The organism is Symplocastrum torsivum, from assembly GCF_059505465.1.
Genome location: NZ_JCACKQ010000020.1, coordinates 50,321 through 71,919 on the forward strand (window position 1 = coordinate 50,321; position 21,599 = coordinate 71,919).

The 21,599-nt window shown below is 46.7% G+C and carries 20 protein-coding genes; 9 read left to right on the forward strand and 11 right to left on the reverse strand.

All coding sequences use genetic code 11. The features are described 5' to 3' along the window. Position 1 precedes the first annotated feature (1 nt). The 4 genes from AC5JL3_RS07175 to fabG form a co-directional block, all read right to left on the reverse strand. The gene (locus AC5JL3_RS07175; RefSeq protein WP_496073826.1) at positions 2-1,210 is read right to left on the reverse strand and encodes a lipase family protein; all 1,209 of its coding nucleotides are present in this window, start codon (positions 1,208-1,210) and stop codon (positions 2-4) included. Between the two features lie 129 nt (positions 1,211-1,339). Further along, positions 1,340-3,001 carry a chaperonin GroEL gene (gene groL, locus AC5JL3_RS07180; RefSeq protein WP_496073827.1) on the reverse strand — a complete coding sequence of 554 codons (1,662 nt, stop codon included), beginning with the start codon at positions 2,999-3,001 and terminating at the stop codon, positions 1,340-1,342. Between the two features lie 131 nt (positions 3,002-3,132). Then, positions 3,133-3,795 carry a type 1 glutamine amidotransferase domain-containing protein gene (locus AC5JL3_RS07185; protein ID WP_496073828.1) on the reverse strand — a complete coding sequence of 221 codons (663 nt, stop codon included), beginning with the start codon at positions 3,793-3,795 and terminating at the stop codon, positions 3,133-3,135. Between the two features lie 168 nt (positions 3,796-3,963). Next, entirely contained in the window at positions 3,964-4,728 is a 765-nt protein-coding gene (gene fabG / locus AC5JL3_RS07190) for a 3-oxoacyl-[acyl-carrier-protein] reductase (protein ID WP_496073829.1), read from the reverse strand. 91 nt (positions 4,729-4,819) lie between these two features. On the opposite strand from fabG, the gene trxA reads away from it, so the two are divergent. Continuing rightward, complete coding sequence (trxA, locus tag AC5JL3_RS07195) at positions 4,820-5,137, forward strand: thioredoxin (RefSeq protein ID WP_496073830.1); 318 nt, start codon at positions 4,820-4,822, stop codon at positions 5,135-5,137. 23 nt (positions 5,138-5,160) lie between these two features. Here trxA and psb29 read toward each other — a convergent pair whose 3' ends face one another. Then, the gene (gene psb29, locus AC5JL3_RS07200) at positions 5,161-5,916 is read right to left on the reverse strand and encodes a photosystem II biogenesis protein Psp29 (RefSeq protein WP_496073831.1); all 756 of its coding nucleotides are present in this window, start codon (positions 5,914-5,916) and stop codon (positions 5,161-5,163) included. Positions 5,917-6,134: 218 nt separating this feature from the next. Here psb29 and AC5JL3_RS07205 point away from each other — a divergent pair, with 218 nt between their 5' ends. Then, positions 6,135-6,752 carry a chromophore lyase CpcT/CpeT gene (locus tag AC5JL3_RS07205; RefSeq protein WP_496073832.1) on the forward strand — a complete coding sequence of 206 codons (618 nt, stop codon included), beginning with the start codon at positions 6,135-6,137 and terminating at the stop codon, positions 6,750-6,752. A 237-nt stretch (positions 6,753-6,989) separates the two neighbouring features. Here AC5JL3_RS07205 and AC5JL3_RS07210 read toward each other — a convergent pair whose 3' ends face one another. Both AC5JL3_RS07210 and hemF read right to left on the reverse strand, forming a co-directional pair. Further along, positions 6,990-7,358, reverse strand: coding sequence for an STAS domain-containing protein (locus AC5JL3_RS07210; protein ID WP_192220654.1), 369 nt, complete (start codon positions 7,356-7,358; stop codon positions 6,990-6,992). Positions 7,359-7,566: 208 nt separating this feature from the next. Further along, on the reverse strand, positions 7,567-8,604 hold the full coding sequence (hemF, locus tag AC5JL3_RS07215) for an oxygen-dependent coproporphyrinogen oxidase (RefSeq protein WP_496073833.1): 1,038 nt from the start codon (positions 8,602-8,604) through the stop codon (positions 7,567-7,569). Between the two features lie 12 nt (positions 8,605-8,616). On the opposite strand from hemF, the gene AC5JL3_RS07220 reads away from it, so the two are divergent. From AC5JL3_RS07220 to AC5JL3_RS07250, 7 genes are all read left to right on the forward strand, one after another. Then, complete coding sequence (locus tag AC5JL3_RS07220) at positions 8,617-8,796, forward strand: hypothetical protein (RefSeq protein WP_496073834.1); 180 nt, start codon at positions 8,617-8,619, stop codon at positions 8,794-8,796. A gap of 249 nt (positions 8,797-9,045) precedes the next feature. Further along, entirely contained in the window at positions 9,046-9,528 is a 483-nt protein-coding gene (locus tag AC5JL3_RS07225) for an SRPBCC family protein (RefSeq protein ID WP_496073835.1), read from the forward strand. A gap of 116 nt (positions 9,529-9,644) precedes the next feature. Continuing rightward, positions 9,645-10,712, forward strand: a complete 1,068-nt coding sequence (locus AC5JL3_RS07230) for an Mrp/NBP35 family ATP-binding protein (protein ID WP_496073836.1) — start codon at positions 9,645-9,647, stop codon at positions 10,710-10,712. Positions 10,713-10,812: 100 nt separating this feature from the next. Further along, entirely contained in the window at positions 10,813-12,066 is a 1,254-nt protein-coding gene (gene rodA / locus AC5JL3_RS07235) for a rod shape-determining protein RodA (RefSeq protein ID WP_496073837.1), read from the forward strand. An 83-nt stretch (positions 12,067-12,149) separates the two neighbouring features. Continuing rightward, positions 12,150-12,344 carry an NAD(P)H dehydrogenase subunit NdhS gene (locus AC5JL3_RS07240; protein ID WP_192220649.1) on the forward strand — a complete coding sequence of 65 codons (195 nt, stop codon included), beginning with the start codon at positions 12,150-12,152 and terminating at the stop codon, positions 12,342-12,344. Positions 12,345-12,394: 50 nt separating this feature from the next. After that, entirely contained in the window at positions 12,395-13,063 is a 669-nt protein-coding gene (locus tag AC5JL3_RS07245; protein ID WP_496073838.1) for an HAS-barrel domain-containing protein, read from the forward strand. A gap of 745 nt (positions 13,064-13,808) precedes the next feature. Further along, the gene (locus tag AC5JL3_RS07250) at positions 13,809-15,938 is read left to right on the forward strand and encodes a cation:proton antiporter domain-containing protein (RefSeq protein ID WP_496073839.1); all 2,130 of its coding nucleotides are present in this window, start codon (positions 13,809-13,811) and stop codon (positions 15,936-15,938) included. Between the two features lie 33 nt (positions 15,939-15,971). On the opposite strand, the gene AC5JL3_RS07255 is transcribed toward AC5JL3_RS07250, so the two are convergent. The 4 genes from AC5JL3_RS07255 to AC5JL3_RS07270 form a co-directional block, all read right to left on the reverse strand. Next, positions 15,972-16,469: an HmpF-related protein gene (locus AC5JL3_RS07255; protein ID WP_496073840.1), complete on the reverse strand. Its 498-nt coding sequence runs from the start codon at positions 16,467-16,469 to the stop codon at positions 15,972-15,974. Between the two features lie 38 nt (positions 16,470-16,507). Further along, entirely contained in the window at positions 16,508-19,279 is a 2,772-nt protein-coding gene (locus tag AC5JL3_RS07260) for a valine--tRNA ligase (RefSeq protein WP_496073841.1), read from the reverse strand. Between the two features lie 280 nt (positions 19,280-19,559). Next, a complete protein-coding gene (locus AC5JL3_RS07265; RefSeq protein WP_496073842.1) occupies positions 19,560-20,984 on the reverse strand; it encodes a glycoside hydrolase 100 family protein in 1,425 nt (474 codons plus the stop codon). Positions 20,985-21,314: 330 nt separating this feature from the next. Then, complete coding sequence (locus AC5JL3_RS07270; RefSeq protein ID WP_496073843.1) at positions 21,315-21,530, reverse strand: hypothetical protein; 216 nt, start codon at positions 21,528-21,530, stop codon at positions 21,315-21,317. Between the last annotated feature and the right edge of the window lie 69 nt (positions 21,531-21,599).

Genomic DNA, 21,599 nt, shown 5'->3' on the forward strand with positions numbered 1-21,599 from the left:
ATCAGCAAAAGTTGCTTTTTATAAAATCAATCTCTTGCTTTAGAGCATCTGTATGCATCCAGCCAACATATCCTCCAAATTTGCAAACCTCATTACTATCAAAGACGTAAACGTGATGCACCTGAATAGCATTTACAATTAAGCGCAGTGTTCCACTACTATCTTTAAACTTCAGGTCTTCTAAGGTTTTATCAATAGGACTATGACGACTTAATTGCATTAAATCTTTTGTCATTCCAGGAACTTTATCTAAGTGATTAATTACATCTTGCAGAACTTCACCAAAAATATTAGCTGTGACTAAACGAGCTGTCTGCTGGCACTGCCAGTACCCAACGTGAGCATCAGCTACCCCTAAGACCAATGCTGCATCCAATTGACCAACAGTACGAGTAGCCTTTTCCGCCAGATTAGCATCAGTGGAGACAAATTTATCTTGAAAAACCAAGTTTTCCGTTGATGTTAGATCTAAGCTTGACCGAATAGGATAAGCAACAATATCTGAAGAATGAATAATATTAACCCATCTTAGGGGTTCGTTCTGATAGTTTTTAGTAAATTGCTTAAATTTGTCTAGATTGACTTCTAACATAGCGTTTAAAAATAAAATAGGTGAACCCATTGTCGTGACACTTTTGAGAGTGATTTTCCTAATTTTTTTGCCATAGCTAAAGCCATTAATCATTGCCCGAATGTCATTAGCTGGGTCTTCTAAACTGAATCGCTCGGAAAATAAGACATCCCATAAAATAACGCTTCCTAGAGAGTGAGCAATAATATGGAGTTCTGTTTCTTGAGGATTCTTTTCCAAAAAATCCTTTAGCTGCTGAGCAATAAATTTTCTAATAGTAGCACCCCTTTCAGAATTCAGGTAACTTAAAAAGTCACCAAAAAACTCAGAAAGAAAGCCTTCTCTAAATTTTTGGTATCGAAAAATATCGTCAATGTTAACTTGTGGATAGTCTTTCTTGACTTCCTGTAAGTCTTGATAAATCCAGTTCCATATCTTGCCGACATCCTTTAATACATCACCCCAAAAGCTAGAGTAAAAATGGGGAAGTGGTTTCCCTCCTTCGATAAACTCTTCCTTAATGAGACCTTTCAATTTATCTGCATATTTAACATTGTGTGTGGCAACACCGTGAATAAAAAATACGAGCATCGTTTCACTATTATCTGCAATTCTCTCATCCAGTATTACTGCAATCATCAGCGATCGCCCAGAGAATTGACACTTGTATAAGCAAGGTGCGTTCGCAGCAAGGTCTAATCGTACTAAAAAAGCAGCCTGCCTTGAGAGGCAAGCTGCTTTCAAAATTTATACCAGGAAGGTAGGGGACTACATCATGCCCATGCCACCCATGCCGCCCATGCCGCCCATGCCGCCCATACCGCTCATGCCACCCATGTCAGGAGCAGCAGATTTCTTCTCAGGCTTCTCAACAACAAGAGCCTCGGTAGTCAAGACCATACCAGCAATCGAGCCAGCGTTTTGTAGTGCTGAACGCACAACCTTAGCAGGGTCGATGATACCAGCAGCAATCAGGTCTTCAAATTCATCGGTAGCAGCGTTGTAGCCAATGTTGACATCGCTTTCCCGCACCTTCTCAACGATGACGGAACCCTCAACACCAGCATTATCTGCCATCTGACGCAGGGGTGCTTCCAAGGACTTAGCAACGATGTCAGCGCCGATTTGTTCTTCGGCATCTAGACTACCTTTGATATCAGCAATTTTGGGAATCAAACGAATCAACGTTGTACCGCCGCCAGGAACGATACCTTCCTCCACAGCCGCTTTGGTCGCGTTGAGAGCGTCTTCAATCCGCAGCTTGCGGTCTTTGAGTTCGGTTTCAGTCGCTGCACCAACTTTGATAACGGCAACACCACCAGCAAGTTTAGCAATCCGCTCTTGCAGTTTTTCTTTGTCGTAGTCGGAGTCAGTTTCTTCTAACTGTCTACGGATTTGAGCAACCCGCTTTTGGACATCGTCTGTTGTTTCGCCAGCAACGATGGTCGTGGTGTCTTTGTCAATAGTGACTTTCCGAGCTGTACCTAGCATCTCTAGGGACACAATATCAAGGCTCAAACCGACTTCTTCAGAAATCATCTGACCGCCCGTGAGAACGGCGATATCTTGTAGCATCGCTTTACGGCGATCGCCAAATCCAGGAGCCTTGATTGCCGCCGCATTCAAGACGCCTCGTGCTTTGTTCACAACCAACGTTGCCAACGCTTCCCCGTCCAAGTCTTCCGCAATAATCAGCAGGGGTTGACCAGCACGCGCTACCTTTTCCAGCACCGGAATTAAATCCTGGATGCTGCTAATTTTTTTATCGGTAATCAGGATGCGGGGGTTTTCATATTCCACCACCAAGCGCTCGTTATCCGTAACGAAGTAGGGGGAAATGTAGCCGCGATCTATCTGCATCCCTTCCACGACTTCCAGTTCCGTTGTCAAGGATTTCGATTCTTCAACGGTGATAACGCCGTCCTTGGTGACTTTGTCCATTGCTTGGGCAATCATTTCACCGACTTCATCATCGTTCCCGGCAGAAACCGTCGCCACTTGTGCGATCGCACTTCCCGCAACTGGTTGCGCCATGGTCTGGATTTCTTTAACCAAATGAGCAATGGTTTTGTCGATACCCCGACGTACAGCAACGGGATTCGCACCAGCCGCAACGTTTTTCAGTCCTTCACGAATCAGCGCCTGAGCAAGCACTGTTGCCGTGGTGGTGCCATCACCTGCGATATCTTTCGTCTTGGACGCGACTTCTTGAATCAGTCGAGCGCCAGTATTTTCTAATGGGTCTTCGAGTTCAATTTCTTTAGCGACGGTGATGCCATCGTTAACAATCTGGGGTGCCCCATACTGCTTTTCTAAAAGCACATTACGACCTTTTGGTCCTAGGGTAATACGGACGGCATCGGCAAGCGCATTAACGCCTCGCTCTAAAGCTCGTCTTGATTCTTCGTTAAATGAAACGATTTTTGCCATAAGTTTGCTACGTTGGGCTGTCTCCATTAGCAAATTTAGCACTCAAGGCGAGAGAGTGCTAATAAAATTGCTATCACTTATGTAGGGATTCCCCTAATTGTGTAGGGATTGCCCTAATCTCCCTATTTGAGTCAGCTCACACTTGTACTAACCGGATTAAGTGCTGAAACCACTGCTTGTGCAGCACTTTTGCTCGATTGAGGATTTTGACCCGTAATCAGGTTGCCATCCTGCTCAATATGGTCAGACCAGTTAGGCTGCACAACGAACTGACCACCTAGTTCACGTAGCTTAGTTTCCAGTAAGAAGGGCATCAACTGATCCAGTTCGACGGCACGTTCTTCCTCGTTGGTAAACCCAGTAATCGTTTTACCAGCAACCAGAGGCTTACCATCTGCTAGCTTTGCGCCAACAAACCCCGCAGGCCCATGACAAACTGCCGCAATCACTTTGTTGGTTCTAGCAAAGGTGCTGAGTAGCTTTTGTAGTTCCGCGCTTTCCGGTAGGTCAAACATTGTTCCATGTCCTCCAGGGAGGAAGATGGCATCAAAATCTGCTGCCTCAAGAGAAGCGAGGGCTTTAGTATGCTGCAATACCTCTTGAGCTTCAGTCCAGTTGCTTGCTTCTTCCGTCTCGGTACTGCGTGGATCAAGTGGTGCTACTCCTCCATTTGGACTAGCAACTGTTACTTCAAAGCCGTTGGACTGGAACTCCATGTAGGGGATAGCAAATTCTTCAAACCAGATACCAGTAGGGTGGGTGTCGTCGATGCGATCGCAATTTGTGACAACCATTAATACTCGTTTTTGCTGGCTCATCATTCATTCCTTTCTATCGTCTTTGCAGTGGGCTATTTCACCATCATCACTCTGCTTCAACTGTACGAGGAATTTTTACTCCAAGAGGTAGAGAGGAACGCAAAGTTGTTGATTATTCCCTGCGTTCCTAGATATTTCCTGGGTTTAAGCCATTACCATGCCACCATCGACATTAAATACTTGCCCCGTGATGTAAGCTGCTGCTGAGTCTGCTGCCAGAAACCGTACCATTCCAGCGACTTCTTTCGCTTCCCCATAACGACCTAGAGGGATGTATTTCAGAATTTCCTCAGACTTGAGGTCATTAGTCATATCGGTGACAATAAACCCTGGCGCTACTGCATTCACCGTGATGCCACGACTTGCCAACTCCTTCGCCACGGTTTTGGTAAACCCAATTACACCCGCCTTGGCAGCACTGTAATTTGCCTGACCTGGATTTCCCATCTGTCCTGCTACTGAGGCAATATTGATAATGCGACCGGAACGTTGCTTGAGCATCCCTTTACTGACAGCTTTTGTACATAAAAAAACGCCAGTCAGATTTAGGTCAATCACGGCTTGCCAATCTTCCGGTTTCATCCGCAGTAGTAGAGTGTCGCGGGTGATGCCAGCATTATTTACGAGTACATCAACACGACCAAACTTTTCTAAGGTGGTGTTTAAAAGGGCATCTACTTGTTCAATTTTAGAGACATCTGCTTGAGCAGTAATAGCATTTCCCCCAGCTTCAGTGATTGCTGCCACTACTTCTTCAGCCGCATTACTAGAACTGGCGTAATTCACCACAACATTAGCTCCCTCAGATGCCAAGGCTAAAGCGACAGCACGACCAATTCCCCGCGATGCCCCTGTGACAATTGCAACGCGATCGCGTAACCGTTGCGAACCTATTTCTAATGCTTCCATCAAAAATTCCTCTTACACTGTTTGTCTAATTCAGCTCCAAAAATTTTGCACTAGAATCGAGCAGAAAGCCTAAAACAGTGGTTTATTTTTTATGGCAGTTAAAAAGCAGTTCAGTAGCTTCCAAGACCTACTCTCAGGCTCCGATGTCCCGGTATTGGTAGATTTTTATGCTACTTGGTGTGGGCCTTGTCAGATGATGGCTCCGATTTTGGAGAACGTGAACACTCAGCTAAAAGGTCGGTTACAAGTTGTAAAAATTGATACAGATAAATATCCCCAATTAGCCTCTCAATACCAAATTCACGCCTTGCCTACCTTGGTACTCTTCAAAAATGCCCAGCCAGTAGAGCGCATTGAAGGCGTTCTGCCAGCCGAGCAACTTGTCCAACGATTACAATCCTTGGTTTAAGTCAGCATTCAGGAAATCAATGATTAAGATGCCTCAGAAGAGGGAGCTTCATCTTTAGGAGTATCCGACGGCTGAGTAGACTCACCGCCTGGAGGAGTCGCTGTTTTATTCATATCCTGGGCACGCTGTTCCCGTTTTTTTCGCTCAGCTTTGATGACATCTTCCATCACAATGCGTGCCTGAGCCATTTTTTCTAGGTTGCTGCGGTACAACTCCAAGTCTTTTTGCAGTTTGTCATCTTGGAGGTGCAGCGTTTCGCTAATTTGCTTGAGTGCCTCTGTACGTTGCTTCTCGTCGTTAACAAACTCTGTATCAGCTTGTTCGAGTAGCGTATAGATACCGATCGCAAATAAGCGGCTGTACTTAAATTTGGGGTTATCTGAAATCGCAGCAACAGTGCTGTACAAGTCCCCAGCATCATGGGCAGTGGGTAAACTAAACCACGAGACTAAGTCTCTCCCAGATAAACGCTCCGCTATGGTTTTGAGCTGTTCAGCATCCTGCTTGTATTGCTGCGGATTACCCTCGACTGCCTGACAGATAGCATCAAAAATTGATTCCTTATCTCGTTCTGGTCGATAGCCTTGCATGAATCGCTCAAAGGAGGTTACGACACCCAAGGCATAGATGGGATCGTATTTAAAATCAGTATTGACGGATAGCAAATGCATTTCTACCATCAATTCTTCTACCACTCGTCGATAAATCGAGTTAATGGGACGGGTGTGATGGTTGTAAAAATCTCGTTTAGTATCCGAGACTGTGCGAACGTTATTCACAAAGCAGACTTGAAGGGGGACGTATGACCATTGTCTCGCTTATGGACACGTTTGCCAAGGCACGATCCCAGAACAGGACTTATAAGTTATGAGTTAGGAGTGGTGAATTACAAGGTAGACACCCATGAACACGAGTACACAAACATCGCGATGAAAATCCCTCTCCCTTCTCCCCTGCCACCTACCACCTAACACCTAACACCTATTTTCAGATTAGTATGAGCCTTTCCTCTGAGCTAGTTACCCTAGCAAAATATATGGCTGGCGAATTTGATAATCAACAACAAGCGCTCGGAGAACCCGCTTGGTATGTTCATCTTCGCCTCTGGCAGCGACCTGTTCCCTTATTTTCTGAAGACAGCCTGACTCTATTTGCAGAACAAGCCAATATCGTCAATTTAGATAAGCCTTACCGTCCGCGTATCCTACGTCTACAGCACAGCCAGACAACACCAGACTCGTTGCAGGTACAGTACTACATGCTCAAAGATTTAGAATCCATCCGAGGTGCTGGTCGTAAGCCAGAGTTATTAAAACAACTGACTCCTGAACAAATCGAGTTTCTACCTGGCTGTAGTCTCACCGTTCAGTCGTGCCAAGTTACACCAAATTCATACGAGTTCTCAGCAACTTCAGCAACAGGTAAACCTTGTAGCTTTAGCTATCAAGGCAACAATTACCAAGTTTCCTTAGGATTTGAGGCAACACCAGAGGAATTCCGCAGCTACGACAAAGGCATTGACACAACAACAGGAAAAGCGATTTGGGGAGCCTTACTCGGCCCATTTCGCTTCACAAAGCGACAAGATTTTGGCAGTGAATTGGTAATTCACTGAACTAGAGGTTAGAGAGTGGGGACTAGAAGAGATAGGGGATTATCTAACACAACCAGAACTATGAACAAAAGCCACAATTTATTAATCAAAATTAGATATCTATAAAGAAATCTCTTCCCTAGTCCCTAGTAGGTCACATTCCAAATGAGCTTACCATCTGAAAACTTGCTCAAAAGTGCAGAAATAAAGCTTTTTGACTTTTGACTTCCAAGCTAGCAGTACTAGTCCCTTAAGAACTTAGGTTGGCATACTTCGAGGCACACCTTCCAACGCTTCTTTTTCAGTTTCAAAAATTTCAAACACTGAGTCCATCATGGTGACTTCAAACACCAATTTGGCTTCAGGATGAACATTACAAATACGGAAGCTACCTTTAACTTTGTCAGCATCTCGCATTCCAGCCACCAAGGATGTCAAACCTGAACTGTCAATAAAATTAACCTGACTTAAATTGACAACCACATGGCGGCTGAGTTTAGAGATACACTCTTGCAACTTCAGGCGAAATTGCCAAGCTGTCGTAATGTCTAGGCGCCCAATGGGTGCCAAAACAATAATGGTCGTACCATCCTGTGTCGTGTGCGTTTTCTGCTCTATATGAATCACGGATACCTCCTTGCCGTGGCAGCGTTGCGGTTGCGATTTGGGTGCATCAATTAAACCTTAAACACTTCATCCGAACAACAAGCACCCTGGTTGCGCCCATGCAGCTACTCACCTCAAGTAGTTTAACTCAGATATCTTTAAGGCAAGGCAGAAGACACCGGGATAAATCCCTTCTGCCTTCAGCCTTCTACCCTCTGCCTTTCTTGGTTCATGAGGTAGCAGGCATCCAGTTAGCCCAGTCCTGTGGCTTGAGGAATGTATTGTATAAGTCAGCTTCGGGTGTATTCGGTTCCGGTTGGTAACCATATTCCCAACGAACTAAAGGGGGTAGAGACATCAGAATCGACTCAGTACGCCCGTTCGTTTGCAGACCAAAAATTGTCCCCCTGTCGTAGACCAGATTAAACTCTACATAACGTCCCCGGCGATAGAGCTGAAAATTGCGTTCCCGCTCACCAGGCTCTATGCCTCGACGTCGCTCAACAATTGGCATATATGCAGGTAAAAACGCCTCACCGCACTGCTGTACAAAAGCAAACACATCCTCCCAACCGCGAGGCTCCAAAGCCCCGATTTTGTTACTATAAGCTGCCGCTGCTCCATCTGGGTGAGGACCGCGATACAGTGCGCCTGTGCCATCCTGATAGTCGAAAAACAGTCCACCAACACCCCGCGTTTCTTGACGGTGTTTTAGATAGAAGTATTCATCGCACCAAAGCTTGAAAACGGGATAATACTCTGGGTGATGAGCGTCACAAGCCGCTTTTAGTGTGCGGTGGAAATGAGCCGCATCTTCGGCAAAGGGGTAGTAAGGTGTCAAATCCGCCCCGCCACCAAACCACCAAACAGGCCCTGCCTCGAAGTAGCGGTAATTTAGGTGAACCGTCGGGATATAGGGATTGCGGGGATGCAACACCATTGAGGTGCCAGTGGCAAAAAATCCGTGTCCCGCTGCTTCTGGACGTTGCGTCAGAATGGAGGGCGGTAGCTGGCTACCCCAAACTTCAGAAAAGTTTACTCCACCCTGCTCAAACACAGCACCATCACGGATGACACGGGAACGACCGCCGCCGCCTTCTTCCCGTTCCCAAACATCTTCCTTAAAAGCGCCAGCACCATCCATTTGAGCAAGTGCATCACAAATATTGTCTTGCAGGTTTTGCATAAACTGCTTAACTCTCTCTCTAGAGTCAGCAGTCGGTAAAGAATTGGTGTTGCTCGTTGCGTCTGTCTTAAAAGCTGTCATAATCTCAATTCAATGTCGTTCATCCAAAAGCGGCTTGTCGCCGCTGGGCATCTGGAACCGTTCAAAGCGGTAAAGCTGTTTTCTCTAATCAGGGCAATGCTGCTAAAAGCATTTGTCTTGATCAGGTTAGCAACAGTTAATCAGCTTGGAAAGTTGTCGGGATGTAGTCCAGCAGGAGGCGATCACGTCTAAGAACACAGTATTGATCAGGGTTTCTCAAAAACCTTCTGTGACCAAAATATAAGACAAAAATTCACATTAGGAGTATCACTGCACTTTACCTAGACTATCTCGAATCGGTTCAATCACAAGCACTAACTAATCGCCAGACCTTAATTGTTATTTCAAGAGTTGCGACTATATCCTAAATAGAGGGATTTGACCCGCAACACATTACCTACAATCAAAAGTTTGCCTGAACGTCGCTGCCGGAGGCGTGTTGTGATTCTTAATTTTTCCTTCAAGTTAATCGCCGGTCGAGGACGCATTTGGTGCAAGTTTACGTTTTTCCGGACTTATCGCGCCTTGAGTACTGCGCCAGTGGACGTACTCTGGCAAAAGTTGATTAACTTAGCTGATATTTCCTGGAATCCTCTGTTATCTAGCACCAATGCTCCTAGGGGGTTAATCGCTAAGCCAGGTTTGATTTATCAGGTAGTAACTCGCTTGATGCCGATTCCTGTGCAAATTTTTGTTGAGCGCGTCCGACCCGGTGAGCTACTCAGTGTCCGATTTCTAGCAATTCCTGGCGTTGAGAAAGTAGTAACTTACCAGGTTGAGTCTACGGTTTGCGGCACCTATGTCTCCTATTCGGTGACGCTACGCGGTTGGTTATCCCCGTTTATCTGGTGGCTAATTCGCCCCTACGCGGCGCGTGTTGCCTCGGAATTAGCGCAAGCCGCAGAGCAGGTTGCGGTTCTATAATTCCGGCTTTGCTAAACACTGCTCTAGAATGCAGCAGCAACCTATTAAGATCTATGAAGAATCCCTAAAGAAGTTGCCTTAGTCTAAATGATTCAGGCAAGGAAAGAGAAAGTATTATGCTCGATGCTAGTTCAGTTCTAGAAGTCCTACGACCCGTACAAGACCCCGAACTCCGCAAAAGTTTGGTGGAATTGAATATGATTCGGAATGTCAAAATTGACAACGGGGCTGTTAGTTTTACCTTGGTGTTGACAACCCCAGCTTGCCCGTTGCGGGAGTTTATTGTTGAGGATTGTCAGAAGGCAGTAAAGCAGCTACCTGGTGTTGAAAAGGTTGTCGTGGATGTCACAGCGGAGACTCCTCAGCAAAAATCGCTACCCGATCGCACCGGGATCGCTGGGGTGAAAAATATTTTGGCAATTTCTAGTGGAAAGGGTGGTGTCGGCAAGAGTACAGTAGCCGTGAATGTTGCCGTAGCGTTAGCACAGTTAGGTTCAAAAGTCGGTCTCATTGATGCCGATATTTATGGCCCGAATGCTCCAACCATGCTGGGGTTAGAGAAAGCCAAGGTGATGGTGCATCAAGGGGCAGACGGAGAAATATTGGAACCCACGTTTAACCACGGCGTCAAGTTAGTTTCAATGGGCTTTTTGATCGACCCAGATCAGCCAGTAATTTGGCGAGGACCAATGTTAAACGGGATTATTCGCCGCTTTCTCTACCAGGTAGAATGGGGCGAATTGGATTATTTAATTGTAGATATGCCACCCGGAACTGGTGATGCTCAGCTAACCTTGGCACAGGCGGTACCGATGGCAGGTGCTGTCATTGTGACAACACCCCAAACGGTGGCACTACTTGACTCTCGTCGAGGGTTGAAGATGTTCCAGCAACTGGGAGTGCCTGTGTTAGGAATTGTGGAAAATATGAGCTATTTCATCCCGCCAGATCTACCAGAACGTCAGTATGACTTATTTGGCTCTGGAGGGGGTGAGAAGACGGCGAAGGAACTGGGTATTCCTTTACTCGGTTGTATCCCCTTGGAGATTTCCCTACGGCAGGGAGGGGATTCGGGAGTGCCGATTGTCGCTGGCGATCCAGATTCAGCATCTGCGAAAGCGCTAGTTGCGATCGCGCAGCAAATTGCTGCTAAAGTCTCAGTTGCCGCCCTCAGCAGCAGGTAGTGCTGACTTTTTTGTCTTTTGGTACAAAATTTTTTTTCAAACTTCCTGAACATCACACCTTACCAAAGCTAATTGCTAACAAGGATTACAACAACTTGATATGTTGCAAAAGTCACTAATCGGTATTCGCTGGAAGTCTCTATTTGGGTCTTGGCAAGAATTGGACTGGCAGTTAATGATATTGACTATCGGTCTAACCTTCCTTGGCGGAGTGATGATTCGCAGTGCTGAACTGAACGAGGGGCTGACCGATTGGTGGTGGCATTGGATTGTTGGCGGGATTGGACTAACCATAGCGCTGTTCATTGCGCGATCGCGTTATGAGGCTCTCATCCAGTGGCATTGGATTGTGTATGGCGCTACAGTTGCCTCCCTGATAGCGGTGATGTTCATTGGTAGTGATGCCAATGGCGCTCAACGATGGATTCCAATCTTTGGCTTCAATGTCCAACCCTCTGAATTTGCAAAAATTGGGTTAATCATCACCCTGGCGGCAATTTTGCACTCGGAACCTGCTTCAACCTTGAGCGCCGTTTTCAGAGTCTTAGCTGTTGCGGGAGTTCCCTGGATTTTTGTATTCTTGGAGCCTAACTTGGGAACCTCCCTAGTGTTTGGCTCAATTACTCTAGGGATGCTCTACTGGGGTAATGCGAATCCAGGCTGGTTGCTACTACTGGCTTCGCCTGTTGTCTCAGCAATCCTATTTAGTATATTATTGCCAGCTTGGTTTGTCTGGGTCGCTGCGATGGTCATCATTGGCTGGCGCACTCTACCTTGGCCGTTGTTAGGAGCGTTCGGCGCTTTGGTCGTGAATGCCATTTCAGGCGGTTTAGGGCACCTCTTGTGGGGTCTTCTGAAGGATTATCAAAAAAACCGTCTAATTCTCTTTTTAGACCCTGATAAAGACCCCTTGGGGGGAGGGTACCACCTAATACAATCTCGAATTGCGATCGGGGCAGGTGAACTCTGGGGTAGGGGACTTCACCAAGGAACCCAAACCCAACTCCGCTTTATTCCTGAACAACACACTGACTTTATCTTCTCAGCCATTGGTGAAGAACTCGGCTTTGTTGGGGGGTTGTGTGTTCTTTTGGCTTTTTGGTTCCTGTGTCTGCGCTTAGTAATCATTGCTCAGAATGCTAAAGACAACTTTGGTTCTTTAATTGCGATCGGAGTCCTCTCGATGATCGTGTTTCAGACAGTGGTTAACATTGGCATGAACATTGGCTTAGCGCCCATTACAGGGATTCCACTTCCCCTGTTGAGTTATGGTCGCTCAGCATTACTAGCGAACTTTATTGGCATCGGGCTTGTGGAGTCGGTTGCGAATCACCGACATCGATTGAAGTTTTAGTCATTAGTGCATCGTCTTTACTAATGACCAATGACTGCTAACTCCTAGTAAGCTATTAGGTACAAACTCAGTTGTAGGGACTCATGATTCTTCCAGGTTCAATTGTTCGCGTAGTCAATCCCAATGACATTTACTATCACTTTCAAGGACTAGTCCAACGTGTTAGTGATGGCAAAGCGGCTGTTCTATTTGAAGGCGGTAACTGGGACAAACTCATAACATTCCAACTGTCTGAACTCGAAGCCGTTGAGCCAAAAGTTGCCAAGAAAGGTAAATAGTCATTAGCACAAGACAACCAACCACTGACAACTGACAACTAACTAAGCCTATGCGTCTTCCCTTACCCCAGTTTGCCGTTGCCGATCGCCCCGACAATCACATTGCTGAGGTGATCGAAACGACGACGACAGAATTTCTTGCCCAATGTTTGGAGCCAGAAGATTTGAGCTTTCCCGTCATGCCGCCCTTTGGTAGTTGGGTAAGGTCGGTTGATGAAGAATCGGGCAATCAAGTTTTGGCTGTGGTTTACTATGCAACCACTAGCCCAATTGATTCTGTTCACCGAGCAAGAGCGCTGGGGTTGTCTCTGGAAGACTTACGAGAGCAACAGCCCCAAATTTTTGCCATGCTCAAAACCGAGTTCCGCGCTGCTATTGTCGGTTTTCAGCCCCCCTTTCAAGGCGCAAATGGCTCAAAGCATACAGGTGGACCTGTTTATCAGTATCTTCCCCCCCGTCCGCCGCAAATTCACCAAGCTGTCTATCAGTGTGACCCTGGAGAAATTGTTCACTTTAGCGAACAGTTAGACTTTTTACGAACACTTTTGCAAGTCAATGGCGCACCTGTAGAGGCACTGACAGCCGCAGCGATTCGAGAAGTGTATCAATTACGCAAAGCAGATCGGGAGTGGTTAGTGAAAGCAGGGCGTACATTGAGTGTGCTGCTGAAGGACGATTATGACCGCTTACGGTATATATTGAGTCAACTTCACTGGTAAGCTATTGTGTATCGACTCTGGTATTTAAAACACAATTTTTTATTAACGCTTTTTAGGTAAAAGCGAAAGAGTGAAAAGGTTGGTATTAAATATCCTTTCGCTCTTTACCCTCACCCTATTAACTAATGAGTTCCTCTTGCAAGCTAAGTCTACAAACTTAGAGAGGATTTGTCTTTAAATTAAATCCCTCTAGGGATAGTATTTCTACTTATTAAAATTTGTTTAACTTTACAGTGACCGATTCTAGAAAATTTCGTAACTGTAAGGTTTAAGCCTTGATACAAGGTTAATGAGCCAAAAAACTTTTGAATCAAGGACTAGGACAGTTGACCCAATCTGAGAGAACCATTACTTGTTTGACTCCTAGCTTAGTCAATCAGGACACAAGCTGTGCTAAGTTTTTCTTACCAGAGTAGAGTCCGTTAGCGATCGCCTAAACAAAAGCAAGACCCTAAAAGGCACTCAGCTCAAGCCTCGTCCAAAATTCTTCTTCCATTTCTTGACTCTTACACTCCTGTGTTATTAGTTCTTAATCAAGGTTAATGACTAATAACTAATGAAGACAAACGATAGCTAAAAAAAGCGTCGCGTTATTTTTTTACGATTCTAAGGTAACTTAGTCACTTAATTTACCAAGACACAGCTAAGGTCGTGCCTTCCCTTGAACGATTTACCTGAGGTTGGCTTACCCCAACGCACCTCACTTCAAACTCTCTACTGCATAATCCCATCCTACTGACATCCCATGGAATCTTTTTCCGAAGTTTTAAAGGAGCCTATTGTCCCGTTTGCCATTTTGCTCGTAGTCATCTTGGCAGTGCCTCCTGTCTTTGAGCGGTTCCGAGTGCCTGGAATTGTCGGGCTTTTGGCGGCAGGTGTGCTGCTGGGTTCCAATGGTTTGCAGGTGCTTGAAAATAAATCAGAGACGATGTCTCTGCTATCGGATATCGGGTTAGTTTACCTGATGTTCGTTGCTGGCTTAGAAGTGGACATGGAGCAGTTCCGCCGCACGAGGAATCGCTCAATGGGGTTTGGTAGCTTCACCTTCGCAGTCCCGCTAATCATGGGAACGTTGGTAGGGCGTCTGTTTGACTTTGACTGGAATGCTTCAATCTTAATTGGTTCCCTGTTTGCCTCCCATACGCTATTGGCATATCCCATTGTTAGACGCTTAGGCGTTGTCAACAACGAAGCCGTGACAGTAACCATTGGGGCAACTATTTTCACCGACATTGGCGCTCTTTTAGTCCTCGCTATTTGTATTGCTATTAGTGAAGGGGAATTCTCAGCACTACGGCTGGCAATTCTGCTAGGTTCCTTGGCTGTCTACTCAGTCGCGATCCTAGTCGGCTTTGACAGGTTGGGGAGAGAATTTTTCCGTCGTTCTAAAGATGACCAGGGTAACCAATTTTTGTTTGTACTGCTGGCCTTATTTCTAGCATCAGTGGGAGCGCAGCTAATTGGCGTAGAAAAAATTATTGGTGCGTTTCTTGCGGGTTTAGCCGTCAATGACGTTGTAGGCGATGGACCAGTCAAGGAAAAAGTCGAGTTTGTTGGCAGTGTGCTGTTTATCCCGATCTTTTTTGTTGACTTAGGCTTGCTGGTTGATCTCCCCGCGTTTGTCAAAAGCATAGAGACCATTTGGCTAACGGCTGCGATTGTCGTCGGTTTGATTGTTAGCAAACTTTTGGCAGCCGTCCTTGCCAAGTTTGTCTACCGCTACAACGTAGTCGAGATGATGACAATGTGGTCGTTGTCAATGCCACAGGTCGGTGCGACACTGGCAGCAACATTGGTCGGTTACCGGGCGGGAGTACTTGATGAAGGGGTTTTAAATAGTGTGATTGTCTTGATGCTAGTGACTTCAACACTTGGCCCCGTTCTAACATCCCGATTTGCCCCTCAACTACAGACAGCAGGAACAGATTTTCAAGACGATACCTCCTCAGACGAGAGGACACCAGAAGCAGTCGAGGAAAAGGGTGAGTTCACGGTGGTAGTGCCAGTTTATAATCCTCAAACTGAGCGGTACTTAATTGAAATGGCAACATTGCTGGCGCGACACGAAGGTGGTCGAATTGTGCCACTTGCGATCGCACAGGCGCACGCTCGCATGGACTCTCCAGAAATGCAAGCGGCTGTCCGAAGAAGTCAGCTATTGCTTGACCAGGCAAAAGACCTGAGTCGTGACTTGGGAGTAGAAGCGTCACCGCAACTGCGAATTGAGTACAACGTTGCTCAAGGCATTAGCCATGCTAGCCGAGAACAAAATGCCAGTATGATTGTGCTGGGTTTGAGCAACCGGAGGGGGTTCACCGCACGTTTATTTGGTAACGTCACGGACTCGGTTCTCTGGGGCACTCACTGCCTGGTAGCAGTGGCACGCCTTCTAGAGTCACCACTCTCTATCCAGCGCATCCTGGTGCCAGTGGAAAACTTAACAACGTCCGCTTTGCGACCAGCACGGTTTGCCAACATTCTCGCTAGTGCTAATCAAGCGCAAGTGACGTTACTCCATGTCTGTAGCCCAAGAACCTCACCCAGCAAAATTGCCTGGACACGCTCTCAACTAGAGCTGATGGTTTCTAAAGTATCGCCTCAAGGCTCACCAATAGAGGTTCAAATCAAGCCTCACGAGAATGTGACACAAGCAATTCTGAATGCGTCCCAATCTCATGATTTGGTTGTATTGCGATCGCAAAGACGTCAGCAGGGTGGCAATGGATTAACAGTTGGCGAAGTCACGACTCCGTTACTGCAACAACTGACTTGCTCGATTGTCATGTTAGGGGAACCACAGGGCACCTCGGCGAGTGTTTTTTCCCCTAGCTCGCCCAAACAGGTAGACATGAGGAAGAGTAAGCGGCAGGGATAGGCACTAACGTGTCGCCTCTACTTGCGATTCCTCTCAATCAGTATCTTTAGAACTCGTGTCCTCAGCGTCGGGACTCTCTGAATCTGCTTTGTTTTTCAACTGAGCAGCTAGCGCGTCTAGCTGCTGCTTTTCCCGTTTTAAGTCTTCTTCCAGGGTTTGAATTTGTTCGCGACGAGCTTCCATTTCTAGATGGCGGCGAGTCAAATCCTGACTTTGCAGGGTGAGGTCTTGCCGCCATTGTTCAGTGCGTTCCGCTTCTTCCTGTAGGAATGTTGGAGTAACGCCAGCACTTAGGTACTGCTCTACCAGATCCAACACCCAGTCGTTGGCATGTTGAATACTTAGAACCTCTTGGTTCTCAGAAAGCTCGACCAAAACCAACAAACCTTCATTCAGGGGGTGGCTGTTGGGTAGGGGAATGTCTTCTGGGCTAATGACTGTCCAGGAATTCTCAGACTGTTGGCGGGCCAGCAATCTCAGTTCCACCCCGCCTACACTCTCATTCTTTTGCACTTGGGCCAGGTGTAGCATTGCCTGTTGGTTGTTGGTTATTAGTGGTTAGAAACTATTCAAGATTCTGTTGCAATTTGATTGAGGCGCGATCGCAAAATTTCCGCTTGCTTTTCGGCTTCCGCCAAAGCTTCCTTCGCACCCTGTACGACTTCTGCTGGAGCTTTGTTAACAAAGTTTTGATTGGCTAGACGCCCGGAAAGAGCTTTGATTTCCGCTTCCACTTTCGCTAAATCTTTCTTTAACTTAGCAGAGAGGGCATCTACATCTACAACGCCAGCGAGGGGCATCAGGACTTGGATGGTGCCGACGACACCTGCCATAGTTCTTTTGAGTTCTCCTGAGAGTTCTGGGGTAATTGTCAATGTCTCCACTTTGGCTAAGTCTTGAATATATGACTGACCCGCTTCAAGGATTTGGCGTTCCTTATCGCTCCCACTTTGCAGAATAACAGACACCTTCACCCCTGGCTTCACATCTGCCTCAGCCCGAAGGTTGCGGATTGTACGGATTGTACCAATTAGCAGCTCAAACTGTTGCTCCAGTTCTGGGTCAATTAGCTGAGAGTTGATTTCAGGATAAGGTTGAACAGCGAGGGAATCCTCAGTTGTTTGAGTGAGTGTATGCCAGATTTCTTCAGTAATATGCGGCATGAATGGGTGGAGCAATTTCAGGATGCCTTCTAGTACATAGGCAAGGGTTGCTTGAGCAATCTGCCGAGATGGGGACGTGGCATCTTCACGTAATTGGGATTTAACTAATTCAATATACCAGTCACAGAAGTCCCCCCAGATGAAGTCGTAGAGTCCCTTTGCCGCTTCACCTAAACCAAAGGTGTCCAGATAATCACTGGTTTGACGCACCACTTGCTGGAAGCGTGAGAGAATCCAGCGAGACGCTTGAAGACTCGCTGACGCTTTGCCATCGCCTAATTCCAGATTTCCTTGCAAGGCTGGATTCCCTAGCATTTGCGGCGTTTTGCCATCCAGATTCATCATCACAAACCGGGCAGCATTCCACAGTTTATTTCCAAAATTCCGGGATGCCTGCACTGATGCCGACTCTTGAGTTGTGCGATCGTATTCCAAACGGATATCTTGACCCGCACCTGCCACTTCCCTTATTAAGGTGTAGCGCAGAGAATCTGTACCGTATTTATCAATCAGTAGCAACGGATCGATACCATTGTTCGCCGACTTGGACATTTTTTTGCCGTTCTCATCCAACACCAGTCCATGAATATAAACATTCTGGAATGGCATCTGACCTGTGAAATGTCCTGCCATCATTGTCATCCGGGCAACCCAGAAGAAGATAATGTCAAAACCCGTAACCAGTGTAGTAGTCGGGTAGTAAGTCGCTAAATCCTGAGTTTCTTCCGGCCAACCCATGGTTGAAAACGGCCACAGTCCCGACGAGAACCAGGTATCGAGAACATCTGGGTCTTGCTCTAGCTTGACATCCGTGCCAAATTGTGTACTTGCTTTTTCCCGTGCTTCTTGCTCAGTCTTCGCCACCACAAACGGAGTTGAGTCAGTAATTTGTCCTCCCGTCTCACTGACTGCATACCAGGCTGGGATTTGGTGTCCCCACCAGAGTTGCCGCGAGATGCACCAGTCTGTCAGCTTTACCAGCCAATCGCGATAGACTTTCGTCCACCGTTGAGGCACAAATACAGGTGAATTCTGCTCGTCTAGGGATTCTAACGTGCGGTCAGCGAGGGGGCGAATCTTGACAAACCATTGAGTAGAGAGGAGGGGTTCGACGGGGACTTTTCCGCGATCGCTATACGGCACTGTATGCTTGTAATCCTCAACCTTCACCAAAAACCCCTCAGTATCCAGTTGCTGCACCACATTTTTGCGGGCATCAAAACGGTCTTGCCCTTGGAACGTCCCTGCATTCTCATTCAACGTGCCATCCTTATTCATAATGTTGATGAACGGCAGCTTGTGACGTTGACCCATCTCAAAGTCATTCGGGTCATGGGCAGGTGTCACCTTTACACAACCTGTACCAAATGCTGGGTCAACCAACTCATCGGCAATAATTGGGATTTCCCGCCCCATCAGTGGCAGCGTCAGCGTCTTACCAATTAGGTGCTGATATCGCTCATCTTGAGGATTAACAGCCACAGCCGTATCTCCTAGCATTGTCTCCGGTCGAGTTGTTGCCACTTCTACATAACCACTGCCATCTGTGAGGGGATAGCGGAAGTGCCAGAGATTCCCCTCTACTTCCTTGCTTTCCACCTCCAAATCCGAGACAGCAGACTGAGTGGCAGGACACCAGTTGACTAGGTACTCGCCTCGATAAATTAGCCCTTCCTCATACAGTTGAACAAAGGCTTCTAGCACCGCTTTGGATAAGCCTTCATCCATCGTGAACCGTTCCCGCGACCAATCTACCGACAAACCCAAGCGTCGCAGTTGTCCAACAATCGTACCCCCTGATTTTTCTTTCCACTGCCAAGCACGAGTGAGATAGTCCTCGCGTCCTAAGTCCTGGCGAGTTTTGCCCTCTTCTTTGAGTTGCCTATCCAGAATCGTAGATACCGCAATGCTGGCGTGGTCGGTTCCTGGTAGCCAAAGAGTATTGCGCCCTTTCATCCGGTGGTAGCGGATGAGGGTATCAATTAAGGCATGTTCAAAGGCGTGACCCATATGCAAGCTGCCAGTCACGTTGGGCGGCGGAATCACAATGGAGTAGGGTTCGCTGTCGTGATTGGGATCAGCTTTAAAGATTTGGTGTTCTTCCCAGAACTTTTGCCATTTAGCTTCCGTAGCCGTAGGGTCGTATTGAGTTTGCAGGTTGGGCGTTGTTGCGGTCATGCAGGGAACAATAAAAGAGGACGAGCTTACCTAAATTTTGCCATAGGGGAGGAGAGCCTTTGATGAGAATGAACCCCAGAGGCGAATAGAGAAGAGATTAAGAGAAGTATGGCAGAGCGATCGCCAATCATTACCAAACTTGTTAATTCAGTCGCTTTTTTGGGTTCGCTTATGCTGTCATGTTGGCGGTCAAGAATCAGTTTAGCTGAGGCGATCGCGCTTTTGATAACTGAGTTTAGTCAGTGGCATGGCATCAGCTACGGTAACAGCAGACTAGAGATTATACTTCTACCTTTCCACTGATTTCAAAATCTTCAAAGCTGATCCATTCCAAATGCTGAGGGTTTTCCATCAGGTCTTTTGCCACGATGTAAGCGGCAAGTGTCCAGGTTTGATATCTCATCGCTTTTTTGCCAACCAGCGTACCTTTCTTCCCGTCGTAGTATTCTGGCCACTTATCTTTATCCTTATATTCAAGCCAGCGTTTTTCAGCAACTTTAATAGCTCTGTCGCCAAGGCTTGTTCTACCCGTTTTCTGAGCGGCTGCAACCATAAACCAGAGCAATACTGGCCAATTCCCGCCATTATGATATGACCAACGGATATTTTTAGGATCGCATCCCGTAACCCATTGCCATTCTTTATCTTCCACTGCTGGAAAACAGATTTTCATGGGCATATCTCCCACCAAATCTGACCATTTTCTCGCAATGAGATTCATAATATCTTGTGACTGCTGAGTGTCAGTTAGGGAGCAAATAATAGACATCAGGTTTCCCAGCGCAAAGAAGCGAAAATCCATCCACCCTGGACCCAAATTTCCTGCTAGATAGCCTGCTTGTTTCGGAAGCCACTCCGCTACCCAGGTCGGAACAGAATCTGGGTAGATATTGAATTTATTTACAACTTCTTCTCCAAATTCTTCGTTTTCATATCGATGAATTTCATTGACGCGATCGAGATCTATCCAATAATGCTGCTGGATGTGTATCTTTAACCTCGCTAATCGTTGCTGTATCTCGTCGTGGACGGGGATTTTATATTCGGGCAAGAGTAGTTCATCGGCTGCAAGCAAAGTTGCATAAAATAGAGCTTGGATTTCCAAAGGGCGCCCAAAAACGCCCATACGACGGTCAATCATAAAAGCGCCGTCTGGAACCAAGAGCGTTGGGTACATGTCAAACCGCTTTACCAAGCACAGTTCCAGTATTAACTTGATACCCTCTTGGAATTCCGGTTCATGGGCGAGATTAGAGTCGCCTGTTGCCTTTGTATAAGCACGCAACAAGATGAGCCACCACAGGCAGGAATCAACGGGGGTTACTCTCCCAATCGCCCGTTCACCATAGTCAGCTCTAATAACTGGTTCTCCATTCTCTTCCTCCACCTCGAAGCTAGCTGGCATTAAACCGATGCCGGGTCTAGCACCATCCATGTGCGCTCTAATTTCTTCGATGTTGTTGTGATTAATCTGCAATTTCAACGTCTGTATGAGGAAATTAGAGACGACTTTTCCTCTTCCTTTGGTTAGAAAAGCAAGCCCTGAAGGGACAAAATCACGGATAAAGCAGTGACCATAATTGTACTGCTTTACACCCGCTTCAGGAGTGGCGGCTACCGTCCCAACTGGTTCTTCGCCATACTTAAGAATTGACGCTTCCAGTCTTTCCCATGCCTCATTCAGTAGAGCATCCTCTGTAACCATTGGTCAGTTAGCCTCCTCAACTTTTTCTGCCCACTATATTGTAAAGGGATGTTTCGGAGGCTATGGCAAATCTGTACTCTAGACTGAGAAGCGATCGCACAAATAATTAAACAGTGGCAAATTGAGTCGAGAACGATTCAAGGATATTGTTAGTGGCTTTGAATCACACTTGCACCTGACGTACTTACCAGCCAGGGATTGAAACGGCTAGCTAATAGCATAAATCCTCTGAAAGAGGACTAAAAACTGAACTGTGCAGGGGCTGACGACACTTATCATGCTAGTTTTCTCTAGCATTTAGTCCCCAGCCCCTTCTTTGTCACGAGGATGTTACGTCAGTTGAAGGACTCTTTGAGCATCAGCATCGGCTACTGCTTTGGCTGCATCTAGCGCTTCATTCGCTGATGGGTAAGCTACGGTAGGAGTCTTGAGGCTCTCTTGAGTGTCCTTAATCGCCTCAGCACTATAGCCGTTAACAGTCTGTACAACCCACAACTGGTAACTACGACCCTGGCTTTCGTAGGGTTCGGCTTTTGAAAATCTCATTTTTTATCCTTTATCCCACATTCCGCCCTTTGAGTGTCACAAGCGGATGATTTAGTGGAACCGAAGGCT

What these genes read in the sequence shown, in the direction of transcription:
- AC5JL3_RS07220 (WP_496073834.1), top strand. Translation starts at nt 8,617, where the DNA reads ATGTCGTTCATCCAAAAGCGGCTTGTCGCCGCTGGGCATCTGGAACCG.
- hemF (WP_496073833.1), bottom strand. Translation starts at nt 8,604, where the DNA reads ATGACAGCTTTTAAGACAGACGCAACGAGCAACACCAATTCTTTACCG.
- AC5JL3_RS07260 (WP_496073841.1), bottom strand. Translation starts at nt 19,279, where the DNA reads ATGACCGCAACAACGCCCAACCTGCAAACTCAATACGACCCTACGGCT.
- AC5JL3_RS07205 (WP_496073832.1), top strand. Translation starts at nt 6,135, where the DNA reads ATGAGCCTTTCCTCTGAGCTAGTTACCCTAGCAAAATATATGGCTGGC.
- rodA (WP_496073837.1), top strand. Translation starts at nt 10,813, where the DNA reads ATGTTGCAAAAGTCACTAATCGGTATTCGCTGGAAGTCTCTATTTGGG.
- AC5JL3_RS07185 (WP_496073828.1), bottom strand. Translation starts at nt 3,795, where the DNA reads ATGGTTGTCACAAATTGCGATCGCATCGACGACACCCACCCTACTGGT.
- AC5JL3_RS07250 (WP_496073839.1), top strand. Translation starts at nt 13,809, where the DNA reads ATGGAATCTTTTTCCGAAGTTTTAAAGGAGCCTATTGTCCCGTTTGCC.
- AC5JL3_RS07230 (WP_496073836.1), top strand. Translation starts at nt 9,645, where the DNA reads ATGCTCGATGCTAGTTCAGTTCTAGAAGTCCTACGACCCGTACAAGAC.
- AC5JL3_RS07245 (WP_496073838.1), top strand. Translation starts at nt 12,395, where the DNA reads ATGCGTCTTCCCTTACCCCAGTTTGCCGTTGCCGATCGCCCCGACAAT.
- AC5JL3_RS07255 (WP_496073840.1), bottom strand. Translation starts at nt 16,469, where the DNA reads ATGCTACACCTGGCCCAAGTGCAAAAGAATGAGAGTGTAGGCGGGGTG.
- AC5JL3_RS07240 (WP_192220649.1), top strand. Translation starts at nt 12,150, where the DNA reads ATGATTCTTCCAGGTTCAATTGTTCGCGTAGTCAATCCCAATGACATT.
- trxA (WP_496073830.1), top strand. Translation starts at nt 4,820, where the DNA reads ATGGCAGTTAAAAAGCAGTTCAGTAGCTTCCAAGACCTACTCTCAGGC.
- AC5JL3_RS07270 (WP_496073843.1), bottom strand. Translation starts at nt 21,530, where the DNA reads ATGAGATTTTCAAAAGCCGAACCCTACGAAAGCCAGGGTCGTAGTTAC.
- AC5JL3_RS07265 (WP_496073842.1), bottom strand. Translation starts at nt 20,984, where the DNA reads ATGGTTACAGAGGATGCTCTACTGAATGAGGCATGGGAAAGACTGGAA.
- groL (WP_496073827.1), bottom strand. Translation starts at nt 3,001, where the DNA reads ATGGCAAAAATCGTTTCATTTAACGAAGAATCAAGACGAGCTTTAGAG.
- fabG (WP_496073829.1), bottom strand. Translation starts at nt 4,728, where the DNA reads ATGGAAGCATTAGAAATAGGTTCGCAACGGTTACGCGATCGCGTTGCA.
- AC5JL3_RS07175 (WP_496073826.1), bottom strand. Translation starts at nt 1,210, where the DNA reads ATGATTGCAGTAATACTGGATGAGAGAATTGCAGATAATAGTGAAACG.